The following is a 21653-nucleotide window of genomic DNA, read 5'->3' as shown; positions in this document are numbered from 1 at the left end:
TCGACGGGCTGCTCTCCGATGCGATCCCGGCGAATCGTGACGTAATGCTCCATGGTGTGCGGAAGCGAATGCGCGAACTCTGGAGTCGTCGCGGTGACCTGTCGATTTATGGCCCCGCCGCCGCGGTCCGGATCCGCCTGATCGCGGGGGCGAGTCCGGAGATCGGGATCCGGGGTGTTGCCGCCCGCCCGGGCGGCGTACCCTGTCTGGCGCCATGCCGTACGAACCACCCACCCACACCGTTGAGCGCTCGCTCCGGGCCACCACTGGTGCCAAGATCATCGCCGGAGTCGATGAGGTCGGGCGCGGGGCGTGGGCCGGTCCGGTCACCGTGTGTGCCGCAGTCACGGGACTGCGTAGGCCTCCTGCCGGGCTCACCGATTCCAAGCTCATCAGTCCCAAGCGCCGTACGGAGCTGGCGGCACTGCTGGAGGACTGGGTCACCTCGCATGCCCTCGGGCACGCGTCGCCGGAGGAGATCGACGAGCTGGGGATGACGGCGGCTCTGCGGCTGGCGGCCGTCCGTGCCCTGGAGGCGCTGCCGGTTCGGCCCGACGCCGTCATTCTCGACGGCAAGCACGACTATCTCGGTCTGCCCTGGCAGGTCCGTACGGTGATCAAGGGCGACCAGTCCTGTATCGCGGTCGCAGCCGCCTCGGTGATCGCCAAGGTGCGTCGTGACGCGCTGATGGCCGAGCTGGAGCTGGAGTCGGTGTGCGAGCCGTACGGGTTCGCGCACAACGCCGGCTACCCCTCGCCCGTGCACAAGGCGGCGCTGGCGGAGCTGGGCCCCTCGCCGTACCACCGGCTCTCCTGGGCCTACCTTGACGCGCTGCCGAAGTGGCGGCACCTCAAGAAGGTCCGGGTCTCCGCGGAGGCCGCAGCTCTGGAAACCGGGGGCCAACTCGGCTTCGACTTCTGACTCGACGATGGACACCGATCGCGGTGTGCACTGCTGACCACTCCGGTCGCACTTATGTGCCCACCCGCTGATGCCTGGCGCATCGGCATTTGATAGACAACCACTCATGCCTCTCATCCCCGAGGAGCCTCAGATTCACGAGAGTGCCCAGGGTCCCCGCGCCACCCCGGCCGCAGGCCGCACCGCGCCGACCCCCCGTCCCGTACCCGGTCCGCGTTCCGCGGCCGCGCCCCGTCCCGGACGTCCGGGCCCGGGTCCGGCCAGGCCCGCGGCCCCCGCGCAGCGCACGCACACCCCTGCTGCGCAGACTGCCGCCGCACAGAGCGCTGCGCCTCGGCCGGAGAATCGTTCCGTGCCGCAGATCCAGCTGATCCCCGCCCCTGTCGAAGGCGCGCTCGACGCCGCCGACGAGGCCGTCGACCTGCTGCTCGACTCCGGTCGGGCACCCGGCGATGTCCTGGTGCTCACCACGGGTGAGCCGCACCCGTGGGCGGCGCACGAGCTGTCCTTCGGCGAGCCGGCCTACTGGGCGCAGCACGACGCCCGCGACGACGTCTTCTACGCGGATGCCGCCTCGGCGAGCCGCGCTTCGGCGAGGCCTGTCGTCGTCGTCGCCGTCAACGGCGGCAGCGATGAAGTCGCCGCTCGGGCGCTGCCCGTCGCCATGAGCCGTGCCGACGCGCTGCTCATCGTGTGCGGAGATCCGCAACGCATCAACGCTGTTCTCGGCGCGGGTATCTGAACGGCACGACACCACGGGTGGGCCGGGGCCGACCGGGTGCTGAGCCGGTCGATGCCCTGCCCCACTGCGCCGCTTCCGGCCGCCCGTTCCGTGTGCGCGGTGCGGTCGGCACGAGGCCGACCGCGCGCTGCACACCACGGCTCGCCCGAAGTGCTTTCGCGAGGGCGTGCCGGACCGCGGCGGTGCGTGGCGCGGCTCAGCGGGCCGCCGTACGGCGGAGCACATCGGCCGCGCCGCTCGCCGTGCGCAGGGCGACCGGTTCCGGCTCGGTCAGCGCCTGGGCGAAACCATCCGGCCGGGACTCGGAGTTGGGCCGACGGCCGCCACGACCCTCACCGAGCACCTGCCATCCGCCGCGCGTCAGTGTGATGTACGCGCCGCAGCGCAGCCCGTGCAGAGTGCAGGCATCGCGCAGTCCCCACATCCACGCCCCGTCCTCCTCCGTCCAGCGCTCGTCGCCCTCACGGCAGTAGAGCAGTACGGCGGTACGCGTGGGAGTGCGGCGGCGCAGATCGTGCGGGATGACCCGGCGCAGATGCGCGAGCAGCGCGTTGCGGAACTCCCACCCGTCGGCGGGGGCCGTACGCCGGGTGAATGAGGCACTGGCGGCCAGCCGCTCCTCGTGGTCGAGCACGGCGACGACGGCGGTCGCCGGTGTCGGCCGATGACGGGTGTGCAAGCCGCTCACCACATCGCGGGGGTTGCGCAGCAGGGGAATCCCGGCAGCCGCCCACTCGGCGGGTTCCAGCATCCTGGCCAGGCGGCTGGCGGAGCCATCCGCTCCGTTCATGGAAGTGGCTGCGGACGAAGCGAATCCGAAGGTCACGGTCCTCCCTTCGGTACGCGCCCACAGTGCGGGCAGGGTTTGGTGAGGGCGCACCGCTACGCAACCCTTCCGGGCTGCGAAGGGGCCGTGCGGGGGCGCTTCCAATTCTTGCGGGCCTACGGGCGAGCGGCAACGAGCAATTGAGCTCGCTGACTGGAATAGGCGGGTATGGCGCTCATATCCCTGCCCATCCAGGCCGACTGTCACGCGGACTTCATGCCTGGACGGCGAGGACCAGCGGAAACACCCCCTCTGCTCCGGCTCGGCGCAGCAGGCGTGTGGCTACGGCCAGCGTCCAGCCACTGTCCGAGAGATCGTCCACGAGCAGCACGGGACCCCCGGCAGAGTCGATCGCCTGGGCCAGAGCGGGCGGTACGACGAGGGCGTCGTGGAGCCCCCGCACCCGCTGGGCGCTGTTCGTGCGCGAGATGTGGGTGTCCTGCGCCCCCGGCGCGTACTCGACGGTGCCGAGCAGCGGCATACGGCCGACCTCGGCGATCCGGGACCCGAGCGAGCTCACGAGCTGCGGCTTGCCGCGCGAGTCCATGGTGACCACTCCCACCGGGCGGGGCGGAGCGTCCGCGGCTCCCGACGACCAGCCGCCGGGCCCCTTGGCCCAGTCGGCCAGCACACTCACCACGGCATTCACCACATCGTCCGGAACTGGTCCGTCCGGGGACTGGGGCGCAAGCAGCGGACGCAGCCGGTTGCCCCATCCGATGTCGGAGAGCCGCCCCAGCGCCCGTCCCGCCGAGGACTGCTCGCCGACGGGGATACGCCCCTTCAGATCGATGCCGACCGCCGCGAGTCCAGTGGGCCACATCTTGCGCGGCTCGACCTCGACGCCGGGCCGGCCCAGCTCGCCACGCGCCGCGTCCAGGGCGGCGGAGGACACGACGGCGTCGAAGCGGGCCCCTGAGCAGTTGTCACAACGCCCGCACGGGGCGGCTTCCTCGTCGTCAAGCTGCCGCCGCAGAAACTCCATACGGCAGCCGACCGCCGACACGTAGTCGCGCATCGCCTGCTGCTCGGTCTCCCGCTGGCGCGCCACCCACGCGTACCGCTCCGAGTCGTAGACCCAGGGCTGTCCCGTCGTGGTCCAGCCGCCCTTCACCCGGCGGACCGCCCCGTCCACGTCCAGGACTTTGAGCATCGTCTCCAGACGAGTGCGCCGCAATTCGACCAGCGGCTCCATCGCGGGGAGCGACAGAGGCCTGCCCGCCTGCGCCAGCACGTCCAGGGTGCGCCGAACGAGCTCCTCCGGCGGGAAGGCGACCGAGGCGAAGTACTGCCAGATCGCCTCGTCCTCCTTGCCGGGAAGCAGCAGCACCTCGGCGTGCTCCACACCACGCCCCGCCCGACCCACCTGCTGGTAGTACGCGATGGGCGACGAAGGGGAGCCGAGATGGACGACGAATCCGAGATCAGGCTTGTCGAAGCCCATGCCCAGAGCGGAAGTCGCCACCAGGGCCTTGACCCGGTTGGCGAGAAGATCTTCCTCGGCCTGCTGGCGATCCGCGTTCTCCGTACGGCCCGTGTAGGACGCGACGGTGTGACCGCAGTGCCGCAGATAGGCCGTGACCTCCTCGGCCGCGGCGACCGTGAGGGTGTAGATGATGCCGGAACCGGGCAGCTCGCCGAGGTGGTCGGCCAGCCAGGCAAGCCGATGGGCGGCATCGGGGAGCTGAAGGACACTCAGGCTGAGGCTCTCCCGGTCGAGCGGCCCGCGGAGCACCAGCGCGTCGGTCCCGGCACCCGTCCCCAGCTGCTCGGCGACATCCGCTGTCACGCGGGCGTTGGCGGTGGCGGTCGTGGCGAGCACCGGCACACCCGGCGGCAGATCGGCCAGCATCGTGCGCAGCCGCCGGTAGTCCGGCCGGAAATCATGGCCCCAGTCCGAGATGCAGTGTGCCTCGTCGACCACCAGAAGTCCGGTCGCGGCGGCGAGCTTGGGCAGCACCTGGTCCCGGAAATCCGGGTTGTTGAGCCGCTCAGGGCTGACCAGCAGGACGTCGACCTCGCCGGCGGCCACCTCGGCCTGGACCGTGTCCCACTCCTCCGTGTTGGAGGAATTGATCGTCCGGGCCCGGATTCCCGCTCGGGCAGCGGCGTCGACCTGGTTGCGCATGAGCGCGAGAAGGGGGGAGACGATCACGGTCGGACCACTGCCGCGCTCCCGCAGCAAGGAAGTCGCGACGAAATACACGGCGGACTTGCCCCAACCCGTCCGCTGGACGACCAGCGCTCTGCGCTTGTCGGCGACGAGTGCCTCGATGGCCCGCCACTGATCCTCGCGCAGCCTGGCCGCGCCGGTGGTGTCCCCGACGAGGCGGGCGAGGACGGAGTCGGCCGAGGCGCGGAGATCTTCGCGGTCTGCGTTGGTCATGCCCCCATGCAACCTGATGGCGGTGACATTGCGCGAACGAGACCTCTGGCCCTGTGGATAACGTTATCCACAGGGGTCGCGGCATCGGGGTGGTCCGCGGGACCGTCGTGCCATGAACAAGCACCAGGAACCCACCGGTCCGGCCGACGAGCAGTTGCAGATCACTCTGCGCGGCCCCGCCGAACTGGCCGACGCGCTCCCGTACATGTTGGGGTTCAGGCCGACCGACTCAGTCGTGCTCGTCGCGCTCCACGGCACCCGCGGCCGCTTCGGCGGGCGGCTGCGGCTCGGCATTCCCGAAGCGTCGCTCGAGTGGCTGCCCATGGCTCGGCAGCTCGCCGAAAGCCTCGTCGAGTCCAGTGAGGGGCACGGCGCCAGGCCCGACGGCGTCATCGCCTTCCTCTGCCAGGACCCGAAGGAGGGGGAGACGGGCCATGACGTGATGGAACGGCTCAGGCCCCTCGCGCAATGGCTGCGGACAGCCTGCGGTGCGCTCGACGTCCCGGTCTACGAGGCCCTGTGCATCTCCGACAGGCGCTTTTGGTCCTACTGCTGCCCGGATCCCCGTTGCTGTCCGGCGGAGGGGACAGCCATGGCGATGCCGGGCACCTCGGTGATGGCCGCGGCTGCGGCCTACGCGGGCATCCAGGTCCGCGGGTCGCTGCGCGAGATGGAGGACCGACTGAAGCCCGTGCCCGCTCCCGCCGCGGCCGAGCAGCAGCGGGCGCTGGACACCGCGGGCGCCGCGCTCGTGACCAGGATGGTGGCCGCGAACGACCGGGACCAGGTCGCCGCCGAGACCGTCAGGCTTGCCCGGCGTCTGATGAAGAGACTGGGGGAGAAGGCGACCCTCGGCGTCGGCTGGACCGAGGCGGATGCCGGCGACGACAAACTCATCTCGCACGACGAGGCGGCCGCGGTCATCATCGGGCTCCAGGACCGCGACACCCGGGACACGGTCGCGGGCTGGATGGAGGGTGCCGAGGCGGACCGTGCGCTGCGGCTCTGGCGGGCGCTGTCCCGTCGCTGTGTCGCGCCGTACGTGGAGCACGCTGCCGCTCCGCTCGCGCTCGCCGGATGGGTCTCCTGGTCGACCGGCGACGAGCCGGGCGCGCGCGTCGCACTCAGCCTCGCCCTGCGGGTCGATCCGGAGTACGTGTTCGCGCGGCTGCTCCACCAGGCGTGCAACGAGGGGCTGGATCCCGAGGCGCTGCGCTGCATTCTGCGTTCCGAGCGCACCGCTTCCTCCTTGCCGGGCTCAGGAGTCAGCGCGGGCGACCACGGTCCGGATGCCGGATCGGGCGACGCCGGTCCTGGAGACGGTTCGAGCAGCCGCACGGCAGGACGGCGTACGCGGGCGCGGACAGGGACGCCACGTTCCACCGGGCCGAAGAAGGGCCCGTCGGCCGGCACAGGGGCTCCGGCGGCGGACCAGGCGCGTCGGCGGCGTAGCACGCCGAGGCCGGACACGGCAGCAGCCCGCAGCCAGGAGCGCTCGGTCGGACGGGGCGGGCCGAGGGACACACGGAGCGGACGATGATGCCGGGCGTGACCCCACCACCTGTGCGGGCGTTCACCTGTGTGGCGGTGTCGTACGACCGTCCCCCTACCCCCTGCGTGCGTGAGAGGACCCCCAGCCGCACTCGAAGCGGCTGTCCGGAGCGCACAGAAGAAGGCACAGCAGACCCCACATGGCCCCCAGCGACCATCTCCAGGCCCCGGCAGCGGGCCAGGCCCCCGGTACGCGCCGCGTCACCGTCCCGTCGTCCGTACGCACACCGGTCCTCGGAAGCACCCCACCGGGCCATGCGCGTGCCATCCCGCCCGCCACGTCCACTCCCCCCGCCCGGCGGCCACCCGGAGACCCGCCCGCCCTGCACCACACGCTCATGTGCGTCGCCCTGCCGGGTCTCACCGTTTCCGAGGAGCACGGCCAGCTCAACGGACACGGCCTGGAGGGTGTCTACCGAGCGGGCGTCAGGCTGCTCTCACGCAGCCAGTTGCGCATCGCCGGGCGAGAACCGCTCGTCGTTCAGGGCAGGCTGGTCTCCCCCGACCGCGCCACCTTCATCGCGGTCGCGCGGACCCATGCGGACATCGGCCCGGACCCCGGGATCGGCGTCGAGCGGGCACGCGACGCCGACGGGAGCGAGCGGATCACGTTGCGCAACTGGTCCGGCCGGACCGTCCGGCTCCCGGTCGAGATCGGGCTCGGCACCGATCTCGCGGACCTGGGCGCGGTGGCGGCCGGGCGGGCGGGGCCGGAGCTGCCGGCCAGTGTCCATGGCTCGGGCCTGCGCTGGTCGGCACCCCACGGCCGCCACACTTCCGTCACCGCGTCCCCACCGCCGAAGGACGCACTGGCCTCCGCGGGACTGCTGCGCTGGGAATTCGAGCTGGCGCCCGGCGAGAGCAGGACCGTCGAGCTCCGTGTCCGCGCCGACCGGGCGGTGCGACCGGCCGGTCACACCGGCGGCAGCCCGTTGGCCGACGCACGCGCCGAGGGCGACGATCCGCGTGTGGGGAGCCTGCTGCGGGCCGGTCTGGCCGACCTCGGCGCCCTGCTGCTCCGCGACCGCGACCAGCCGTTGGACGTGTATCCCGCCGCAGGTGTGCCCTGGCGCTGCGGACTCGCACCCGCCGAGGCACTCTGGGCGGTGCGCATGGCGCTCCCGGCCGGTACGCGCCTGGCCGCGGCCACCTTGCGCACACTCGCCCGCACCCAGATCGGTGGCACGGGACCCGACGCCGGGCGCATCCCAGGTCCCCTCCGGGACGCCGGACCGCACCTTCCACCCAGTTGCACGGGAGTCGAAGCGACGCTCGCCTTCCCCGCCGTCCTCGCCGAGGCCTGGCGCTGGGGACTTCCGGATCAGGAGCTGGAGGAGCTGCTGCCGACGGCCGAGCGCTGTCTGCTCTGGCTGCGAGCGGCCGCCGACGGTGGCGGATTCGTGTCCGACTTGGGCCCCACCGGGGTGCAACGTGCCGAGACACAGGCGCACGCCCACCGGGCGGCGATGCTCGGCGCGGACGTCCTGACGGCGTGCGGGCGCCCCGGAGCCGCATGGTGGCGCGAGTGGGCAAGCGGTCTGCGCCAGGAGTTCAGGGAGGGATTCTGGCTCGACGACCGCAGCGGCGGGCGGCCGCCCGCCGCCCGCATGGGGGACGGCAGGCTCGTGCCTCACCTGGGCGGCGCGGCGGCGCACCTGCTGGACACCGGTCTGTGCGGCGGCGGACGGTACGCGCCCGGACTGCTCGACCACGTGCAGACGGGGCAGCTGGCGCGACTGCTGGGCGGCCCGGACCTGGATTCCGGCTGGGGACTGCGCAGTCTGGGAGCGAGGGAGCCCGCGCACAATCCCTTCGGCCACCGGTCGGGGACGGTGCGGGTGCACGAGACGGCCGTGGCGGTCGCGGGCCTGGCCGCGGCCGGATACGAGAAGGAGGCGAGTTCCCTGCTCCGGGGGATCCTCGACGCGGCAGAGGTCTTCGGATACCGGCTTCCGGAGATGTACGCGGGGGACCAGCGGACGGTCGGCTCGGTTCCGGTCCCGCACCCTGCCGCGTGCCGGCCGGCGGCCGTGTCCGCCGCCGCCGGGATCCAGCTCCTCACCGCGCTCGCGGGTATCCGTCCCGATGCCCCCGCCGGTGCGGTCGCGCTGGAACCGATACGCGGTGCTCCCCTCGGCGCCGTCCAGTTCTCCGGTCTGCGGGTCGCGGGGGAGCCGTTCTCCGTCCGTATCAGCAGACTCGGGCTCGGCATGGTCGAGGAGGCTGCCGGTGGACTTCAGTTGGGGATCTGACGGCGGTGGGTGACGCGGTTGGGCCCCCGCTGGACCGGGAGGCGTGGGCGGATCAAGAAGTCCTCGGAGCGGATCACGAAGGGAGTGTTTATCGTCAGGAAGACGACTATGATCGCGGCATGTCGCCCTACGACCCGTCGGCCTTTCCGCCCTTCGCTGTCACCGTCGACCTGGTCGTGCTCACCGTACGCCGCCATGCGCTGTGCGCACTGGTCGTACGCCGCGGGGAGCCGCCGTTCCAGGGCCGGTGGGCGCTGCCGGGGGGCTTCGTCAGGGCCGATGAGGATCTCGCGGCGGCAGCGGCGCGGGAGCTCGTCGAGGAGACGGGCCTGTGCGTGCACGATCCCGCGTCGCCGACGCCGGACAACGGTGCCCACCTGGAACAGCTCGCCACCTACGGTGACCCTCAGCGCGATCCCCGTATGCGGGTGGTGAGCGTCGCTCACCTCGTGCTCGCTCCGGACCTGCCGGCACCCCGGGCCGGCGGCGACGCGAACAGCGCGCGCTGGGCGCCCGTGGAGTCCCTCCTGGGCCCGGAGAACGGCGCCCGAGAGGACGAGCAGTCCGCGCAGCTCGCCTTCGACCACGCGCTGATCCTGGGGGATGGTGTGGAACGGGCCCGGTCCAAGATCGAATACTCCTCGCTGGCCACGGCGTTCTGCCCGCCGGAGTTCACGGTGGGTGAACTGAGGCGGGTGTACGAAGCGGTATGGGGCGTCGCTCTGGATCCCCGGAACTTCCATCGGAAGGTGACCGGCACGCCGGGGTTCCTGGTCCCGGCCGGCGGGACCACGACCCGTCAGGGCGGCCGGCCCGCCCAGTTGTTCCGGGCCGGCGGTGCGACCCTGCTCAACCCGCCCATGTTGCGGCCCGAGGTCTGAGGGCTCGCACAGGCCAGCACCGGGAAACCGGTCGTCGCCGTGCCCGAGTTGGGTCAGGGCCTCCTGTGCATGTCCCGCCCGCGGGCACGGCACCTGCTGCCCAAGTCGGATGCGCGGCACCGCTGTTGTCGTCGGCCGGCCTTTCCCCGCCCGCCTGTCACCGGCCTTCGGGGCGTGGCCCGTTGGTGAGGGTCCCGGCCTCGGAGGGCCGCGAGATAGCGTCAACTCGGCTCGCAACTCCCCGGAGATTGACCGTTTCTTCCCGATATGGCGTCAATTGCGGGGCGGGCGCCGATCACCCTTTCGTGTGCTTTTCACCAAAGACCTCAAGGGGCGCGAGAGCGACGCCGACAAAGGATGCGTGAGTACCCTTGCGCACACCATGATGACCGCCGCCCGCCCCGCCGAGTCCGGCCTCGCCGGCCCGGGCGAACTCGACCGCTACCCGTACCCGGAGGCTCCGGGTATCGACCGCGTCGACCGTGTCGGACCCCCGGCCTGGGACACCTCGGAGGCCGAGTTGGGCCGGGTCGGCCGCCGCGCGGCGGGCAACCGGGGCCGCGGGCTCCACGGTCAACTCGTCCAGCAGCTCGGCCAGATGATCGTCTCCGGCGACCTCGGGGCCGACCGTCCGCTCGTGCCCGAGGAGATCGGCCAGCGCTTCGAGGTCTCCCGTACCGTCGTCCGGGAGTCGCTGCGCGTCCTCGAGGCCAAGGGCCTGGTCAGCGCCCGTCCGAACGTCGGCACCCGGGTCCGTCCCGTCAGCGACTGGAATCTGCTGGACCCCGACATCATCGAGTGGCGCGCGTTCGGTCCGCAGCGCGACGACCAGCGCCGCGAGCTCACCGAGCTCCGCTGGACGATCGAGCCGCTCGCCGCGCGGCTGGCCGCCGGGCACGGCCGCGAGGACGTCCAGCAGCGCCTCGGTGACATGGTGGAGATCATGAACCACGCGCTTACGCAGGGTGACGGGATCACCTTCGCCCGCGCCGACGCCGAGTTCCACTCTCTCCTGATCCAGGTCGCCGGCAACCGAATGCTCGAGCACCTGTCCGGCATCGTCTCGGCGGCTCTCCAGGTCTCGGGAGGTCCGGCCGTCGGATGCGACCGCCCTTCCGAGGCGTCCCTGGCGCACCACACCCGGATCGTCGACGCGCTCGCAGCCGGCGACGCGCACGGTGCCGAATCGGCCATGCGCCAACTTCTCACCGTCCATCCGGAGGTGGAACGCGTCGTTCCGGCTCCGCGCGAGCACTGATCCGCGGACACGGCCAGGGCGCTTCGGGGCGTACCCGCTGTGCCCCTCGTGTGTCGCCGGGCCCGAGGGTCCGGCGACACGACTGCCGACAGGGTCGTCGCGGGTTGTTCCCGGCGGCCTCGAGGGTCGGGTGGTCGCGGCCGCCGGCGGCGGCCGTCCGCCGGGGTCATGCGCAGGTTCGTCGGTGTGATTGCGGCACGATGGTCGAGCGACTCTGGCGTGATCACGACGGGATTGCGGAGTGAATGCCCTCATATATCCGTTTCGTCGCAAAAGAGGTGTGACTCGGGCCACGCGGATTGGGCGTAACACTCCTCGAAACAGTGCGATGACCTAAGAGGTGACAGCCGAGGAGGGAATACAGCAGCCGTACGCGGCGCTGTGCAGCTCTGAGGTTCAGCCCGCGCCGCCGGCACATCCCCAACCGGCGGACGTCGGCTCCGGCCCGATCATGGGCGGGGCCGGAAGCCGTTTTCCATCGTTCCGAGAGGTTGTTCGTGTCGGCCAGCACATCCCGTACGCTCCCGCCGGAGATCGCCGAGTCCGAGTCTGTGATGGCGCTCATCGAGCGGGGAAAGGCTGATGGGCAGATCGCCGGCGATGACGTGCGTCGGGCCTTCGAGGCTGACCAGATTCCGCCAACCCAGTGGAAGAATGTTCTGCGCAGCCTCAATCAGATCCTCGAGGAAGAGGGTGTGACGCTGATGGTCAGTGCCGCGGAGTCGCCCAAGCGCACCCGCAAGAGCGTCGCAGCGAAGAGCCCGGCAAAGCGCACCGCCACCAAGACCGTCGCGGCCAAGACGACCGTGACGAAGACCGTCGCGGCCGCCACCGCGGCACCGGCGGCCGAGACCGTGGAGGTTTCGGCCGACGAGACCGCCGCTGCCGCGAAGAAGGTGGCAGCGAAGAAGACTGCCGCCAAGAAGACGACGGCAGCCAAGAAGACCGCCGCCAAGAAGACGACGGCAGCCAAGAAGACCGCCGCCAAGAAGGACTCCGACGAGGGTCTCGAGGGCGAGGAGCTGCTCGAGGAGGTCCAGCCCGGCAAGGGCGAGGACGAGGAGACCGAGGGCGAGAGCAAGGGCTTCGTCCTGTCCGACGAGGACGAGGACGACGCCCCCGCGCAGCAGGTCGCCGTCGCCGGCGCCACCGCCGACCCGGTCAAGGACTACCTCAAGCAGATCGGCAAGGTCCCCCTGCTCAACGCCGAGCAGGAGGTCGAGCTGGCCAAGCGCATCGAGGCGGGCCTGTTCGCCGAGGACAAGCTGGCGAACTCCGACAAGCTCGCCCCGAAGCTCAAGCGCGAGTTGGAGATCATCGCCGAGGACGGGCGCCGCGCCAAGAACCACCTGCTGGAGGCCAACCTCCGGCTGGTCGTCTCGCTGGCCAAGCGCTACACCGGCCGCGGCATGCTCTTCCTGGACCTGATCCAGGAGGGCAACCTCGGTCTGATCCGCGCCGTCGAGAAGTTCGACTACACCAAGGGCTACAAGTTCTCCACGTACGCCACCTGGTGGATCCGTCAGGCGATCACCCGCGCGATGGCCGACCAGGCGCGCACCATCCGTATCCCGGTGCACATGGTCGAGGTCATCAACAAGCTCGCGCGCGTGCAGCGCCAGATGCTCCAGGACCTGGGCCGTGAGCCCACCCCGGAGGAGCTGGCCAAGGAGCTCGACATGACCCCGGAGAAGGTCATCGAGGTCCAGAAGTACGGCCGTGAGCCGATCTCCCTCCACACCCCCCTGGGTGAGGACGGCGACAGCGAGTTCGGTGACCTCATCGAGGACTCCGAGGCGGTCGTCCCGGCCGACGCGGTCAGCTTCACGCTCCTCCAGGAGCAGCTGCACTCGGTGCTGGACACCCTGTCGGAGCGTGAGGCGGGCGTCGTCTCCATGCGCTTCGGCCTCACCGACGGTCAGCCGAAGACGCTCGACGAGATCGGCAAGGTCTACGGGGTCACGCGTGAGCGGATCCGCCAGATCGAGTCCAAGACGATGTCGAAGCTGCGTCACCCGTCGCGTTCCCAGGTGCTGCGCGACTACCTCGACTAGGCCTCAGGTCTCTCCGTGCGGCTTTGTCGACGGTGACGACGTTCGCCGAGGGCCCGGCTCCCGTAAGGGAGCCGGGCCCTCGGCCGTCGGTCCGCGGGTGCGGGCCCTGCTCCGGTGGATGACTCTGAGTGGACGGAGTTCACCGGAGAGTCAGGAGTCCGCATGCGCTGTCCCATCGCCCGAGCACTCGCAGGAGCCCTGGCACTGGTCGCGACAGGAGTCCTGGCGCCGCTTGCCGCACCCACCCCGGCCGCCGCGGACGTGATCATCGGCGGTCGGCCGGTGCGCTCCGCGGACGCACCGTGGGTCGTTGCCCTGTCCAGCCGTGACCGGTTTGGCGGTATGCGGGCCGGACAGTTCTGCGGGGGCGTGGTGGTGGCCCCGACGAAGGTGCTCACCGCGGCCCACTGCCTCGGCCCTGATGTGCTGGGTACGGAAGTGGAGGAGGTCCGCGATCTGAGGGTCATCGCGGGGCGCGATGATCTCAGGGGTGCCGGCGGCAAGGAGATCGCCGTGCTGGAGGTGCTGATCGCGCCCGGCTACGACCAGGGGGCGAACACCACCGATCTGGCCGTGCTGACGCTGTCGAGCGCGCTGCCCGCGGACCATGTGATCGAGACGGCTCGCGCGGGTGACGATGCGTACACCGCGGGTACCCAGGCCGAGGTGTACGGCTGGGGCGACACGACGGGCGGTGGCGACTACGCGTCCACGCTCCGCGCCGTGCCGGTGACGGTCCTGCCGGACGAGACGTGTGTCCACGCCTATCCGGGCGGCGCTGGGGGCCGCTACGAGGCGTCCACGATGCTCTGCGCCGGAGATACCCGAGGAGGTCACGACGCGTGCCAGGGGGACAGTGGAGGGCCGCTGGTGGCGCGGGGACGGCTGATCGGGCTGGTCTCGTGGGGCAGCGGCTGCGGCCGGGCGGACAGCCCAGGGGTGTACACCCGTATCTCCGCGGCGCTCGGATCGGTGGCGGGCCGCCTGTGACCGATCGCGGCAGGTCGCGGTACGGGAGGATCTGACTACTCTCGGTGATGGGAGCCCGGGTGGTTCACGAGAACGGGCTGCCGCCCCTCATGGGAGGGGCGGCAGCCCATCGGCCGGTCCTGGACCAGCCCTTAGCTCGTCGGGGGATGCGAGGTCAGCGTTCGTCCTCGCCGGCACTGGCCGGTGCGGCCGTCAGCCGGTCCGTCTCATCCTGTATCTCCGCGGCGATCTTCTTGAGTTCCGGCTCGAACTTGCGCCCGTGGTGGGCACAGAAGAGCAGCTCACCGCCGCTTGTCAGGACGACGCGCAGGTACGCCTGGGCGCCGCAGCGGTCGCAGCGGTCCGCCGCCGTCAGGGGGCTCGCGGGGGTCAGAACAGTAGTCACGTCGCCTCTTCTCTAGCTCGACGAGCTGTCGTACCAGGGTCAACATCCAACCAGGCCGAAAACGTTCCCGCTCGTGCCTTTTCCTTGAAACTTCTTCTCAAGCTGGCTGTCTGCTGCCGGTTGGCGGCGAATGTGCCGTATTGCTTAGCTTTACGGTTTCGCTTTGCTTGCTTGTCTCGGTATGTGTCCTCCCGGCTGGGTTGCCGGTTGTTCATGAGGACGTGCCCGGAGCCTAAATGGTTCATGCCCCGAAGGGAACGTGATGTTCGCTTCACTCGATCGAGGGATCGAACGTGTATGCGACTCTGCACTAGCATAAGGAATCACGAGGGTGGCGTTACATCGGCTCTACCAGGCCTCGGTACCCTCTGACCGGCGACCGACGCCGGGGCCTTTACCCCCACAGGGCCAGATTCAAATTCAGCGAGGAGCGAACCGCGTGACCGCCGAGACGTCCGTGCCGTCCAGTGCGCTGCTGACCGCAGACCGTGATGGTTCCAACTACACCGCGCGGCACTTGATGGTTCTCGAGGGGCTCGAGGCAGTCCGTAAGCGCCCGGGTATGTACATCGGGTCGACCGACAGCCGCGGTCTGATGCACTGCCTCTGGGAGATCATCGACAACTCGGTCGACGAGGCCCTGGGCGGCTACTGCGACCACATCGAGGTGATCCTCCACGAGGACGGCTCCGTGGAGGTCCGGGACAACGGCCGCGGCATCCCCGTGGACGTCGAGCCCAAGACCGGCCTGACCGGTGTCGAGGTCGTCATGACCAAACTGCACGCCGGCGGAAAGTTCGGCGGTGGCTCGTACGCCGCCTCCGGCGGTCTGCACGGCGTGGGCGCGTCCGTGGTGAACGCGCTCTCGGCCCGTCTCGACGTCGAGGTCGACCGCAACAGTGCCACGCACTCGATCAGCTTCCGCCGCGGCGTTCCCGGCATCTTCACCGAGTCCGGCCCCGACGCCCCCTTCGACCCGGCGGGCGGTCTCATGAAGGGCAAGCGGGTGCCCAAGACCCGCACCGGCACGCGCGTGCGCTACTGGGCGGACCGCCAGATCTTCCTCAAGGACGCCAGGCTCTCCCTGGAGACGCTCCACCAGCGCGCCCGCCAGACCGCATTCCTCGTTCCCGGCCTCACGATTGTCGTCCGCGACGAGCGGGACCTGGAGGGCCAGGGCAAGTCGCAGGAGATCTTCCGCTTCGACGGAGGCATCAGCGAGTTCTGCGAGTACCTCGCCCAGGACAAGGCCGTCTGCGACGTCCTGCGCCTCACCGGCACCGGCACCTTCAAGGAGACCGTCCCGGTCCTCGACGACCGAGGCCACATGACTCCCACCGAGGTCACCCGCGAGCTCGGCGTGGACATCGCGCTCCGCTGGGGCACGGGATACGAGACGAACGTGAAGTCGTTCGTCAACATCATCGCCACCCCCAAGGGCGGCACCCACGTCACCGGCTTCGAGCGCTCCGTCACCAAGACGGTCAACGAGGTGCTGCGCTCCGCCAAGCTGCTGCGCGTCGCCGAGGACGACATCGTCAAGGACGACGCACTCGAAGGCCTCACCGCCGTGGTGACCGTGCGTCTCGCGGAGCCGCAGTTCGAGGGCCAGACCAAGGAGGTCCTCGGTACCTCCGCGGCCAACCGGATCGTCGCCAACGTGGTCGCCAAGGAGCTCAAGGCCTTCCTGACCTCGACCAAGCGCGACGCCAAGGCGCAGGCCCGCGCCGTCCTGGAGAAGGCCGTCGCCGCCGCCCGTACGCGTATCGCGGCCCGCCAGCACAAGGAGGCGCAGCGCCGCAAGACGGCCCTGGAGTCGTCGTCGCTCCCGGCCAAGCTCGCCGACTGCCGCAGCGACGACGTCGAGCGCAGCGAGCTCTTCATCGTCGAGGGAGACTCGGCGCTCGGTACGGCCAAGCTCGCCCGCAACTCCGAGTTCCAGGCGCTGCTGCCGATCCGGGGCAAGATCCTCAACGTCCAGAAGTCGTCCGTCTCGGACATGCTCAAGAACGCCGAGTGCGGGGCGATCATCCAGGTCATAGGGGCGGGATCGGGTCGGACCTTCGACATCGACGCCGCCCGCTACGGGAAGATCGTCCTCCTGGTCGACGCCGACGTCGACGGAGCGCACATCCGCTGCCTGCTGCTCACGCTCTTCCAGCGCTACATGCGGCCGATGGTCGAAGCCGGCCGGGTCTTCGCCGCCGTGCCGCCGCTGCACCGCATCGAGCTGGTCCAGCCCAAGAAGGGCCAGGACAAGTACGTGTACACGTACTCGGACAACGAACTGCGCTCGACGCTGCTGGAATTCCAGCGCAAGGGCGTCAGGTTCAAGGACTCCATCCAGCGCTACAAGGGCCTCGGTGAGATGGACGCCGACCAGCTGGCGGAGACCACGATGGACCCGCGGCACCGCACGCTGCGCCGGATCAACATCGGGGATCTGGAGTCCGCGGAGCAGGTCTTCGACCTGCTGATGGGCAATGAGGTCGCCCCGCGCAAGGAGTTCATCACCAGCTCGGCAGCGACCCTCGACCGCTCGCGCATCGACGCCTGACCGCGCCCCCGGGTGGCGGTGGAGACGGCAGGGAGACCTGGCCGGGGAAACCGTCACCTGATGGGGTGAAGCGAGGGTAGAGAAGAGTCCTGGATCTTCCCGCTCTGTCCATCCTTGGGCATGTGACCGAAACGGTTCGCCGAAACGGTTCGCCGACAAGGAGAGTTGAGCGTGGACGAGCAGCAAGGCCCGGACGCCGCCGCTGTGCGGATCGACGACCCGTGGTACGACGCGCTGGCCTCCGGCTGGGGCGAACTGGACGGGACGGAAGCGGCTGGGCCCGCGGCTTTCCCGGGGGCCAGGGACGGTGAGCCCCGGCACAGCCAGGCGGACATCTATCTGGAGGTGCACCGCAGCGCGGCCTTCCAGGAGGTGCGCAGCCGCTATCGGCGCTTCGTCGTCCCCGCCGCCCTGGCCTTCTTCGCCTGGTACCTCGCGTACGTCGTCGCCGCCACCGCCGCACCCGAGCTGATGGCCAGGCCCGTCGTCGGCGCGGTGAACGTGGCGATGGTGGCGGGCCTCGGGCAGTTCCTCAGCACGTTCCTGCTGACCTGGGCGTATGCCCGGCACGCCCGGCTGCGCAGGGACCGCGCGGCGCTCGATCTGCGGTGGACGGTCTTCGACCAGACGCGGGGGAGCGCCCGTTGACGGACGACCATCAGACCCTGGCGCTGCTGCTGTTCAGCGCGTTCATCGCGGTGACCCTCGGGATCACGACATGGGTCAGCCGCAACCGGCACGGCTCGGCGGAGGAGTTCTACGCGGGCGGACGGCTGTTCTCGCCCATGGAGAACGGGTTCGCGATCGCGGGCGACTACATGTCCGCCGCGTCCTTCCTCGGTATCTCCGGGCTCATCGCGCTCTACGGCTACGACGGAATGCTCTACTCCGTGGGCTTCCTGGTCGCGTGGCTGGTCGTCCTGCTGCTCGTCGCCGAACTCGTCCGCAACTGCGGCCGGTTCACCCTGGCCGATGTCGTCGCCGCCCGGATGAAAGAGCGGCCGGTCCGCATCGCGGCGGGAACTTCCTCGGTCACGGTGTCCGTTCTCTATCTGGTGGCGCAGATGGTGGGGGCGGGCAGCCTGGTCGCACTGCTCCTCGGCGGGACGAGCGAAGCCGCGCGCTCGTGGACGGTCATCGGCGTCGGTGCCCTGATGGTGATCTACGTGTCGTTGGGAGGGATGCGAGCCACTACCTGGATTCAGATCGTCAAGGCAGTGCTGCTGATGGCGGGCGCGCTCGCGCTCACCGTGCTCGTCCTCGCGCGCTTCCACGGCGACTTCAACCAGCTGCTGAACAGTGCTGCCGAACAGAGCGGCCACGGCAAGGACTTCCTCTTGCCCGGCCTTCGCTACGGCGCGGACTGGACCGCGCGCCTCGACTTCATCAGTCTCGGACTCGCCCTCGTGCTCGGCACCGCCGGCCTGCCGCACATCCTGTCCCGCTTCTACACCGTGCCGACCGCGCGGGCCGCCCGCCGCTCGGTCGTCTGGGCCATCGGTCTCATCGGCAGCTTCTATCTGATGACCATCGTGCTCGGCTTCGGTGCCGCGGCCGTCCTCGGCTCGGAGGAGGTGCGCGCGTCGAACGCCGCGGGGAACACGGCGGTGCCGCTGCTCGCCCTCGACCTCGGCGGGGGAGCGGGCTCCACCGGTGGCACCGTGCTGTTCGCCGTCGTGGCGGCGGTGGCCTTCGCGACGATCCTGGCCGTCGTCGCGGGGATCACACTCGCCTCGTCGGCCTCGGTGGCGCACGATCTGTACGCCTCGCTGAAGCGTCCCCATGCGAAGCAGTACAGCGAGGTCGCGGTGGCGCGGGTCGCCGCGGCCGGGATCGGCGTGGCCGCGATCGCGCTCGGTCTGCTCGCCCAGGATCTCAATGTGGCGTTCCTGGTGGGGCTGGCCTTCGCGGTGGCCGCCTCGGCCAATCTGCCGGTCCTGCTCTACTCGCTGTTCTGGCGCCACTTCACCACCCGAGGTGCGGTCTGGTCGGTCTACGGCGGGCTGATCCCCTCCGTGCTGCTGGTGCTGCTCTCACCGGTCGTCTCCGGCAGCCCGGAGGCGCTGTTCCCCGGCGTCGACTTCCATGTCTTCCCGCTGCAGAACCCGGGCCTGGTCTCCATCCCGCTGGGTTTCCTGGCGGGCTGGATCGGCACGGTCACCTCGGCCGAGGAACCGGACGAGGCCAAGCACGCGGAGACGGAGGTGCGCGCGCTGACCGGGGCGGGTGCGGTGTGACTCCCGGGGCTCAGCCGCCGTGTGCGTCCCGCGTGCTCGCCGCCCAGGTGTACTGGTGCTCGGGGCGGCCCGTCTCGCCGTACCGGAGGGTGAGCCGGACCCGTTCGGCGCGCTCCAGCAGCTTCAGATAGCGCTGGGCGGTCTGGCGGCTCACTCCGGACCGTTCCGCGATCACCTGCGCGGACAGCGGCCCGTCGGCGGAGAGGAGTACCTTGCGGACCACCTCCGCGGTCGTCGGGGAGTGACCCTTGGGCAGGTCGGGGACGCTCGTCGCGGAGAGCGCGCCGAAGATACGGTCCACCTCGGCCTGTTCGGCTTCGCCGCCGCCGTCCAGGGTGCGCCGCAGCCCGGCGTACGCTTCCAGCTTGGCGCGCAGCCCGGCGAACGTGAATGGCTTCACCAGGTACTGGAGTGCGCCGTGCCGCATCGCCGCCTGGACGGTGGCGACGTCACGCGCGGCCGTGACCATGATCACGTCAGTGTGGTGGCCGAGGCGGCGCAGCTCGCGGACCACCGTGAGCCCGTTCTCGTCCGGCAGATAGTGGTCCAGCAGGATCAGATCCACCGGCACCTTGGCGATCCGGGCGAGCGCCTCGGCCGCCGAGTGGGCCCGCGCGACGACCCGGAATCCGGGCACCTTGGCCACATAGGCCGCGTTGATCTCCGCGACCCGGGTGTCGTCGTCCACGACCAGTACGCTGATCGGCCCGTCGGGAGGCCCGTCGGGAGGCCTGCCAGGCGCCCCGGAAAGCGGCCCGGAGGGCGGTTCGCCGGGTGGTACGTCGATCGGTGCGTCGGCCATCACGCCATCGCCTCTTCCGCTGTCGCGAGCCCCGCGTCCGTCAGTGCCTCGGGCAGTACGACGGTGAACTCGGCCCCGCCGCCCATCGCCGCCGGGGCCTCGGCCACCCGGGCGCTGCCGCCCTGCCGCTCCGCGAACCGCCGCACCAGGGCCAGCCCGAGGCCGCGCTTGCCGTGAGCCGGGAGTTCCTTGGTGGACCAGCCCTCCGTGAAGACCAGCTCCCGCTGCCCCGCAGGGATGCCCGGCCCGCTGTCCGACACCCGCAGCACGGCCGTACGACCCTCCACGCTCAGCCCGACCTCGACCCGCGGGTCCTCCGAGCCCGCCGCCGCGTCCAGCGCGTTGTCCACCAGGTTGCCGACGACGGTGACGAGGCCGCGCGGATCGACCAGCCGGTCGGGAAGCAGCGTCCCCGGCGCGATCCGCAGCGAGACACCCCGCTCCGCCGCGACCGTCGCTTTGCCCACCAGCAGCGCGGCCAGCAGCGGATCGTGGATCTTCTCCGTGACCTGCTCGGCCGTGGCCCGGTGTACGCCGACGACCTCGGTCACGAACTCCACGGCTTCCTCGTGCATCCCCAGCTCCAGCAGTCCGAGGAGGGTGTGCATCCGGTTCGCGTGCTCATGGTCCTGGGCGCGCAGGGCGTCGATGAGCCCGCGCGTGGAGTCCAGTTCGCGGCCGAGCTGCTCCAGCTCGGTGCGGTCGCGCAGGGTGGCGACGGCGCCGCCGTCGTCGGTCGGCATCCGGTTGGCGATCAGTACACGGTGGCCGCGTACGGTCACCAGATCCTCACCGCTGACCCGCCCTGCGAGCACGTCGGTGGTACGGCCCTCGCCGAGGACCTCGTCCAGGGGGTGGCCGATGGCCTGAGGACCGAGACCGAGGAGCCGCTGCGCCTCGTCGTTCATCAGCCGGATCCGGCCGGACTCGTCAAGGGCGACCACGCCTTCCCGGATTCCGTGGAGCATGGCCTCGCGCTCGGCAAGCAGGGCAGAAATATCGGAGAAGGCCAGGTCATGGGTCTGCCGCTGAAGTCGGCGGGAGATCATGTACGCGGCGAGGGCGCCGACGGCCAGGGCGCCGCCGGCGTACGCGAGCAGCCCCGGGATGGCCGAGAGCAGCCGGTCGCGCACGCTGTCGTACTCGATGCCGACGGAGACCGCGCCGACGATGGCGCCCCGCTCGTCGCGCAGCGGGACCTTGCCGCGCGCGGAGCGGCCCAGAGTGCCGCTGTCGATCTCCATGACGTGCTCGCCCGCGAGCGGCCGGCCGGGGTCGGTGGAAACGACCTTGCCGATCGCGTCGGGGTCGGTGTGGGACCAGCGCACTCCGCGCGTGTCCATGACCACGACGTACTCGGCGTCGGCCGAGCGCCTGATGCGCTCGGCCTCGGCCTGTACCGGGCCGCCGACGGACGGCCGGGATGCCAGCAGCGCCTCGGCCACCTGCGGTGACGCCGTGGTCTCGGCGATCGCCAGCGCGCGTCGCATCGCCCCTTCGTCGAGCTGGTCGCTGAGGGGAGCGAGGAAGAGGCCCGTGGCCAGCACGGTGACGCCGGTGGCGATGGCCAGCTGCATCAGCAGGACCTGCGCGAAGACCCGCCGCGGCCAGCCGAACCGCCGCCGTCTCACGCGTGCGCCCGCGGGGTCGGGCGGTGCGGGGTGCATACGTACGAAGGTAAAGGGCCGCGACGGGCTTCGGGAAATCTCCTCAGGAGGGCCCATATCCTGGAGCCCCCCTTGAGCCTCTTCGGGCCTCCTTGAGCCCCTTGAGCCCTTGGAGCGGGCAGAGGAACAGCAGATCCGAGAGG

16 protein-coding genes are annotated in these 21653 nt (G+C 70.7%); 11 read left to right on the top strand and 5 right to left on the bottom strand.

Annotated elements, in window-relative coordinates:
• Positions 1–214: 214 nt before the first annotated feature.
• Positions 215–922 (top strand): ribonuclease HII, encoded by a 708-nt coding sequence (gene rnhB / locus ABT342_RS17225; protein ID WP_351573725.1) that lies wholly within the window; start codon positions 215–217, stop codon positions 920–922.
• Positions 923–1028: 106 nt separating this feature from the next.
• Positions 1029–1664, top strand: a complete 636-nt coding sequence (locus tag ABT342_RS17220) for a hypothetical protein (RefSeq protein WP_351573722.1) — start codon at positions 1029–1031, stop codon at positions 1662–1664.
• Between the two features lie 196 nt (positions 1665–1860).
• Here ABT342_RS17220 and ABT342_RS17215 read toward each other — a convergent pair whose 3' ends face one another.
• Together ABT342_RS17215 and ABT342_RS17210 are read right to left on the bottom strand one after the other, a co-directional pair.
• On the bottom strand, positions 1861–2490 hold the full coding sequence (locus ABT342_RS17215; RefSeq protein ID WP_351573719.1) for a hypothetical protein: 630 nt from the start codon (positions 2488–2490) through the stop codon (positions 1861–1863).
• Positions 2491–2704: 214 nt separating this feature from the next.
• On the bottom strand, positions 2705–4876 hold the full coding sequence (locus tag ABT342_RS17210) for a RecQ family ATP-dependent DNA helicase (RefSeq protein ID WP_351573716.1): 2172 nt from the start codon (positions 4874–4876) through the stop codon (positions 2705–2707).
• Between the two features lie 112 nt (positions 4877–4988).
• Between ABT342_RS17210 and ABT342_RS17205 the strand changes: the two genes are divergently transcribed.
• From ABT342_RS17205 to ABT342_RS17180, 6 genes are all read left to right on the top strand, one after another.
• The gene (locus tag ABT342_RS17205) at positions 4989–6416 is read left to right on the top strand and encodes a DUF4192 domain-containing protein (protein WP_351573713.1); all 1428 of its coding nucleotides are present in this window, start codon (positions 4989–4991) and stop codon (positions 6414–6416) included.
• A 151-nt stretch (positions 6417–6567) separates the two neighbouring features.
• A complete protein-coding gene (locus ABT342_RS17200) occupies positions 6568–8679 on the top strand; it encodes an amylo-alpha-1,6-glucosidase (RefSeq protein WP_502965559.1) in 2112 nt (703 codons plus the stop codon).
• A 119-nt stretch (positions 8680–8798) separates the two neighbouring features.
• On the top strand, positions 8799–9560 hold the full coding sequence (locus tag ABT342_RS17195) for an NUDIX hydrolase (RefSeq protein ID WP_351573710.1): 762 nt from the start codon (positions 8799–8801) through the stop codon (positions 9558–9560).
• Between the two features lie 361 nt (positions 9561–9921).
• Positions 9922–10818 (top strand): FadR/GntR family transcriptional regulator, encoded by an 897-nt coding sequence (locus ABT342_RS17190; RefSeq protein WP_351573707.1) that lies wholly within the window; start codon positions 9922–9924, stop codon positions 10816–10818.
• 497 nt (positions 10819–11315) lie between these two features.
• The gene (locus tag ABT342_RS17185; protein WP_351573704.1) at positions 11316–12872 is read left to right on the top strand and encodes an RNA polymerase sigma factor; all 1557 of its coding nucleotides are present in this window, start codon (positions 11316–11318) and stop codon (positions 12870–12872) included.
• A 162-nt stretch (positions 12873–13034) separates the two neighbouring features.
• Complete coding sequence (locus tag ABT342_RS17180) at positions 13035–13862, top strand: S1 family peptidase (RefSeq protein ID WP_351573701.1); 828 nt, start codon at positions 13035–13037, stop codon at positions 13860–13862.
• 154 nt (positions 13863–14016) lie between these two features.
• Here the strand turns inward: ABT342_RS17180 and ABT342_RS17175 are convergent, their stop codons facing one another.
• Positions 14017–14247 carry a DUF7455 domain-containing protein gene (locus tag ABT342_RS17175; RefSeq protein WP_351573698.1) on the bottom strand — a complete coding sequence of 77 codons (231 nt, stop codon included), beginning with the start codon at positions 14245–14247 and terminating at the stop codon, positions 14017–14019.
• A gap of 439 nt (positions 14248–14686) precedes the next feature.
• Between ABT342_RS17175 and ABT342_RS17170 the strand changes: the two genes are divergently transcribed.
• The 3 genes from ABT342_RS17170 (at position 14687) to ABT342_RS17160 (ending at position 19041) form a co-directional block, all read left to right on the top strand.
• Entirely contained in the window at positions 14687–16804 is a 2118-nt protein-coding gene (locus ABT342_RS17170; RefSeq protein ID WP_351573695.1) for a DNA gyrase/topoisomerase IV subunit B, read from the top strand.
• 171 nt (positions 16805–16975) lie between these two features.
• On the top strand, positions 16976–17452 hold the full coding sequence (locus tag ABT342_RS17165; protein WP_351573692.1) for a DUF485 domain-containing protein: 477 nt from the start codon (positions 16976–16978) through the stop codon (positions 17450–17452).
• Positions 17449–19041: a monocarboxylic acid transporter gene (locus ABT342_RS17160; RefSeq protein ID WP_351573689.1), complete on the top strand. Its 1593-nt coding sequence runs from the start codon at positions 17449–17451 to the stop codon at positions 19039–19041. The genes ABT342_RS17165 and ABT342_RS17160 overlap by 4 nt, the downstream gene beginning before the upstream one ends.
• Before the next feature lie 10 nt (positions 19042–19051).
• On the opposite strand, the gene ABT342_RS17155 is transcribed toward ABT342_RS17160, so the two are convergent.
• Both ABT342_RS17155 and ABT342_RS17150 read right to left on the bottom strand, forming a co-directional pair.
• Positions 19052–19843 (bottom strand): response regulator, encoded by a 792-nt coding sequence (locus tag ABT342_RS17155; RefSeq protein WP_351573686.1) that lies wholly within the window; start codon positions 19841–19843, stop codon positions 19052–19054.
• Positions 19843–21510 carry a sensor histidine kinase gene (locus tag ABT342_RS17150; RefSeq protein WP_351573683.1) on the bottom strand — a complete coding sequence of 556 codons (1668 nt, stop codon included), beginning with the start codon at positions 21508–21510 and terminating at the stop codon, positions 19843–19845. The genes ABT342_RS17155 and ABT342_RS17150 overlap by 1 nt, the downstream gene beginning before the upstream one ends.
• Positions 21511–21653 lie beyond the last annotated feature (143 nt).

This window comes from Streptomyces sp. NPDC000410 (assembly GCF_040300305.1).
GTDB lineage: Bacteria > Actinomycetota > Actinomycetes > Streptomycetales > Streptomycetaceae > Streptomyces.
This window is presented reverse-complemented; position numbering and strand designations above follow the sequence as displayed.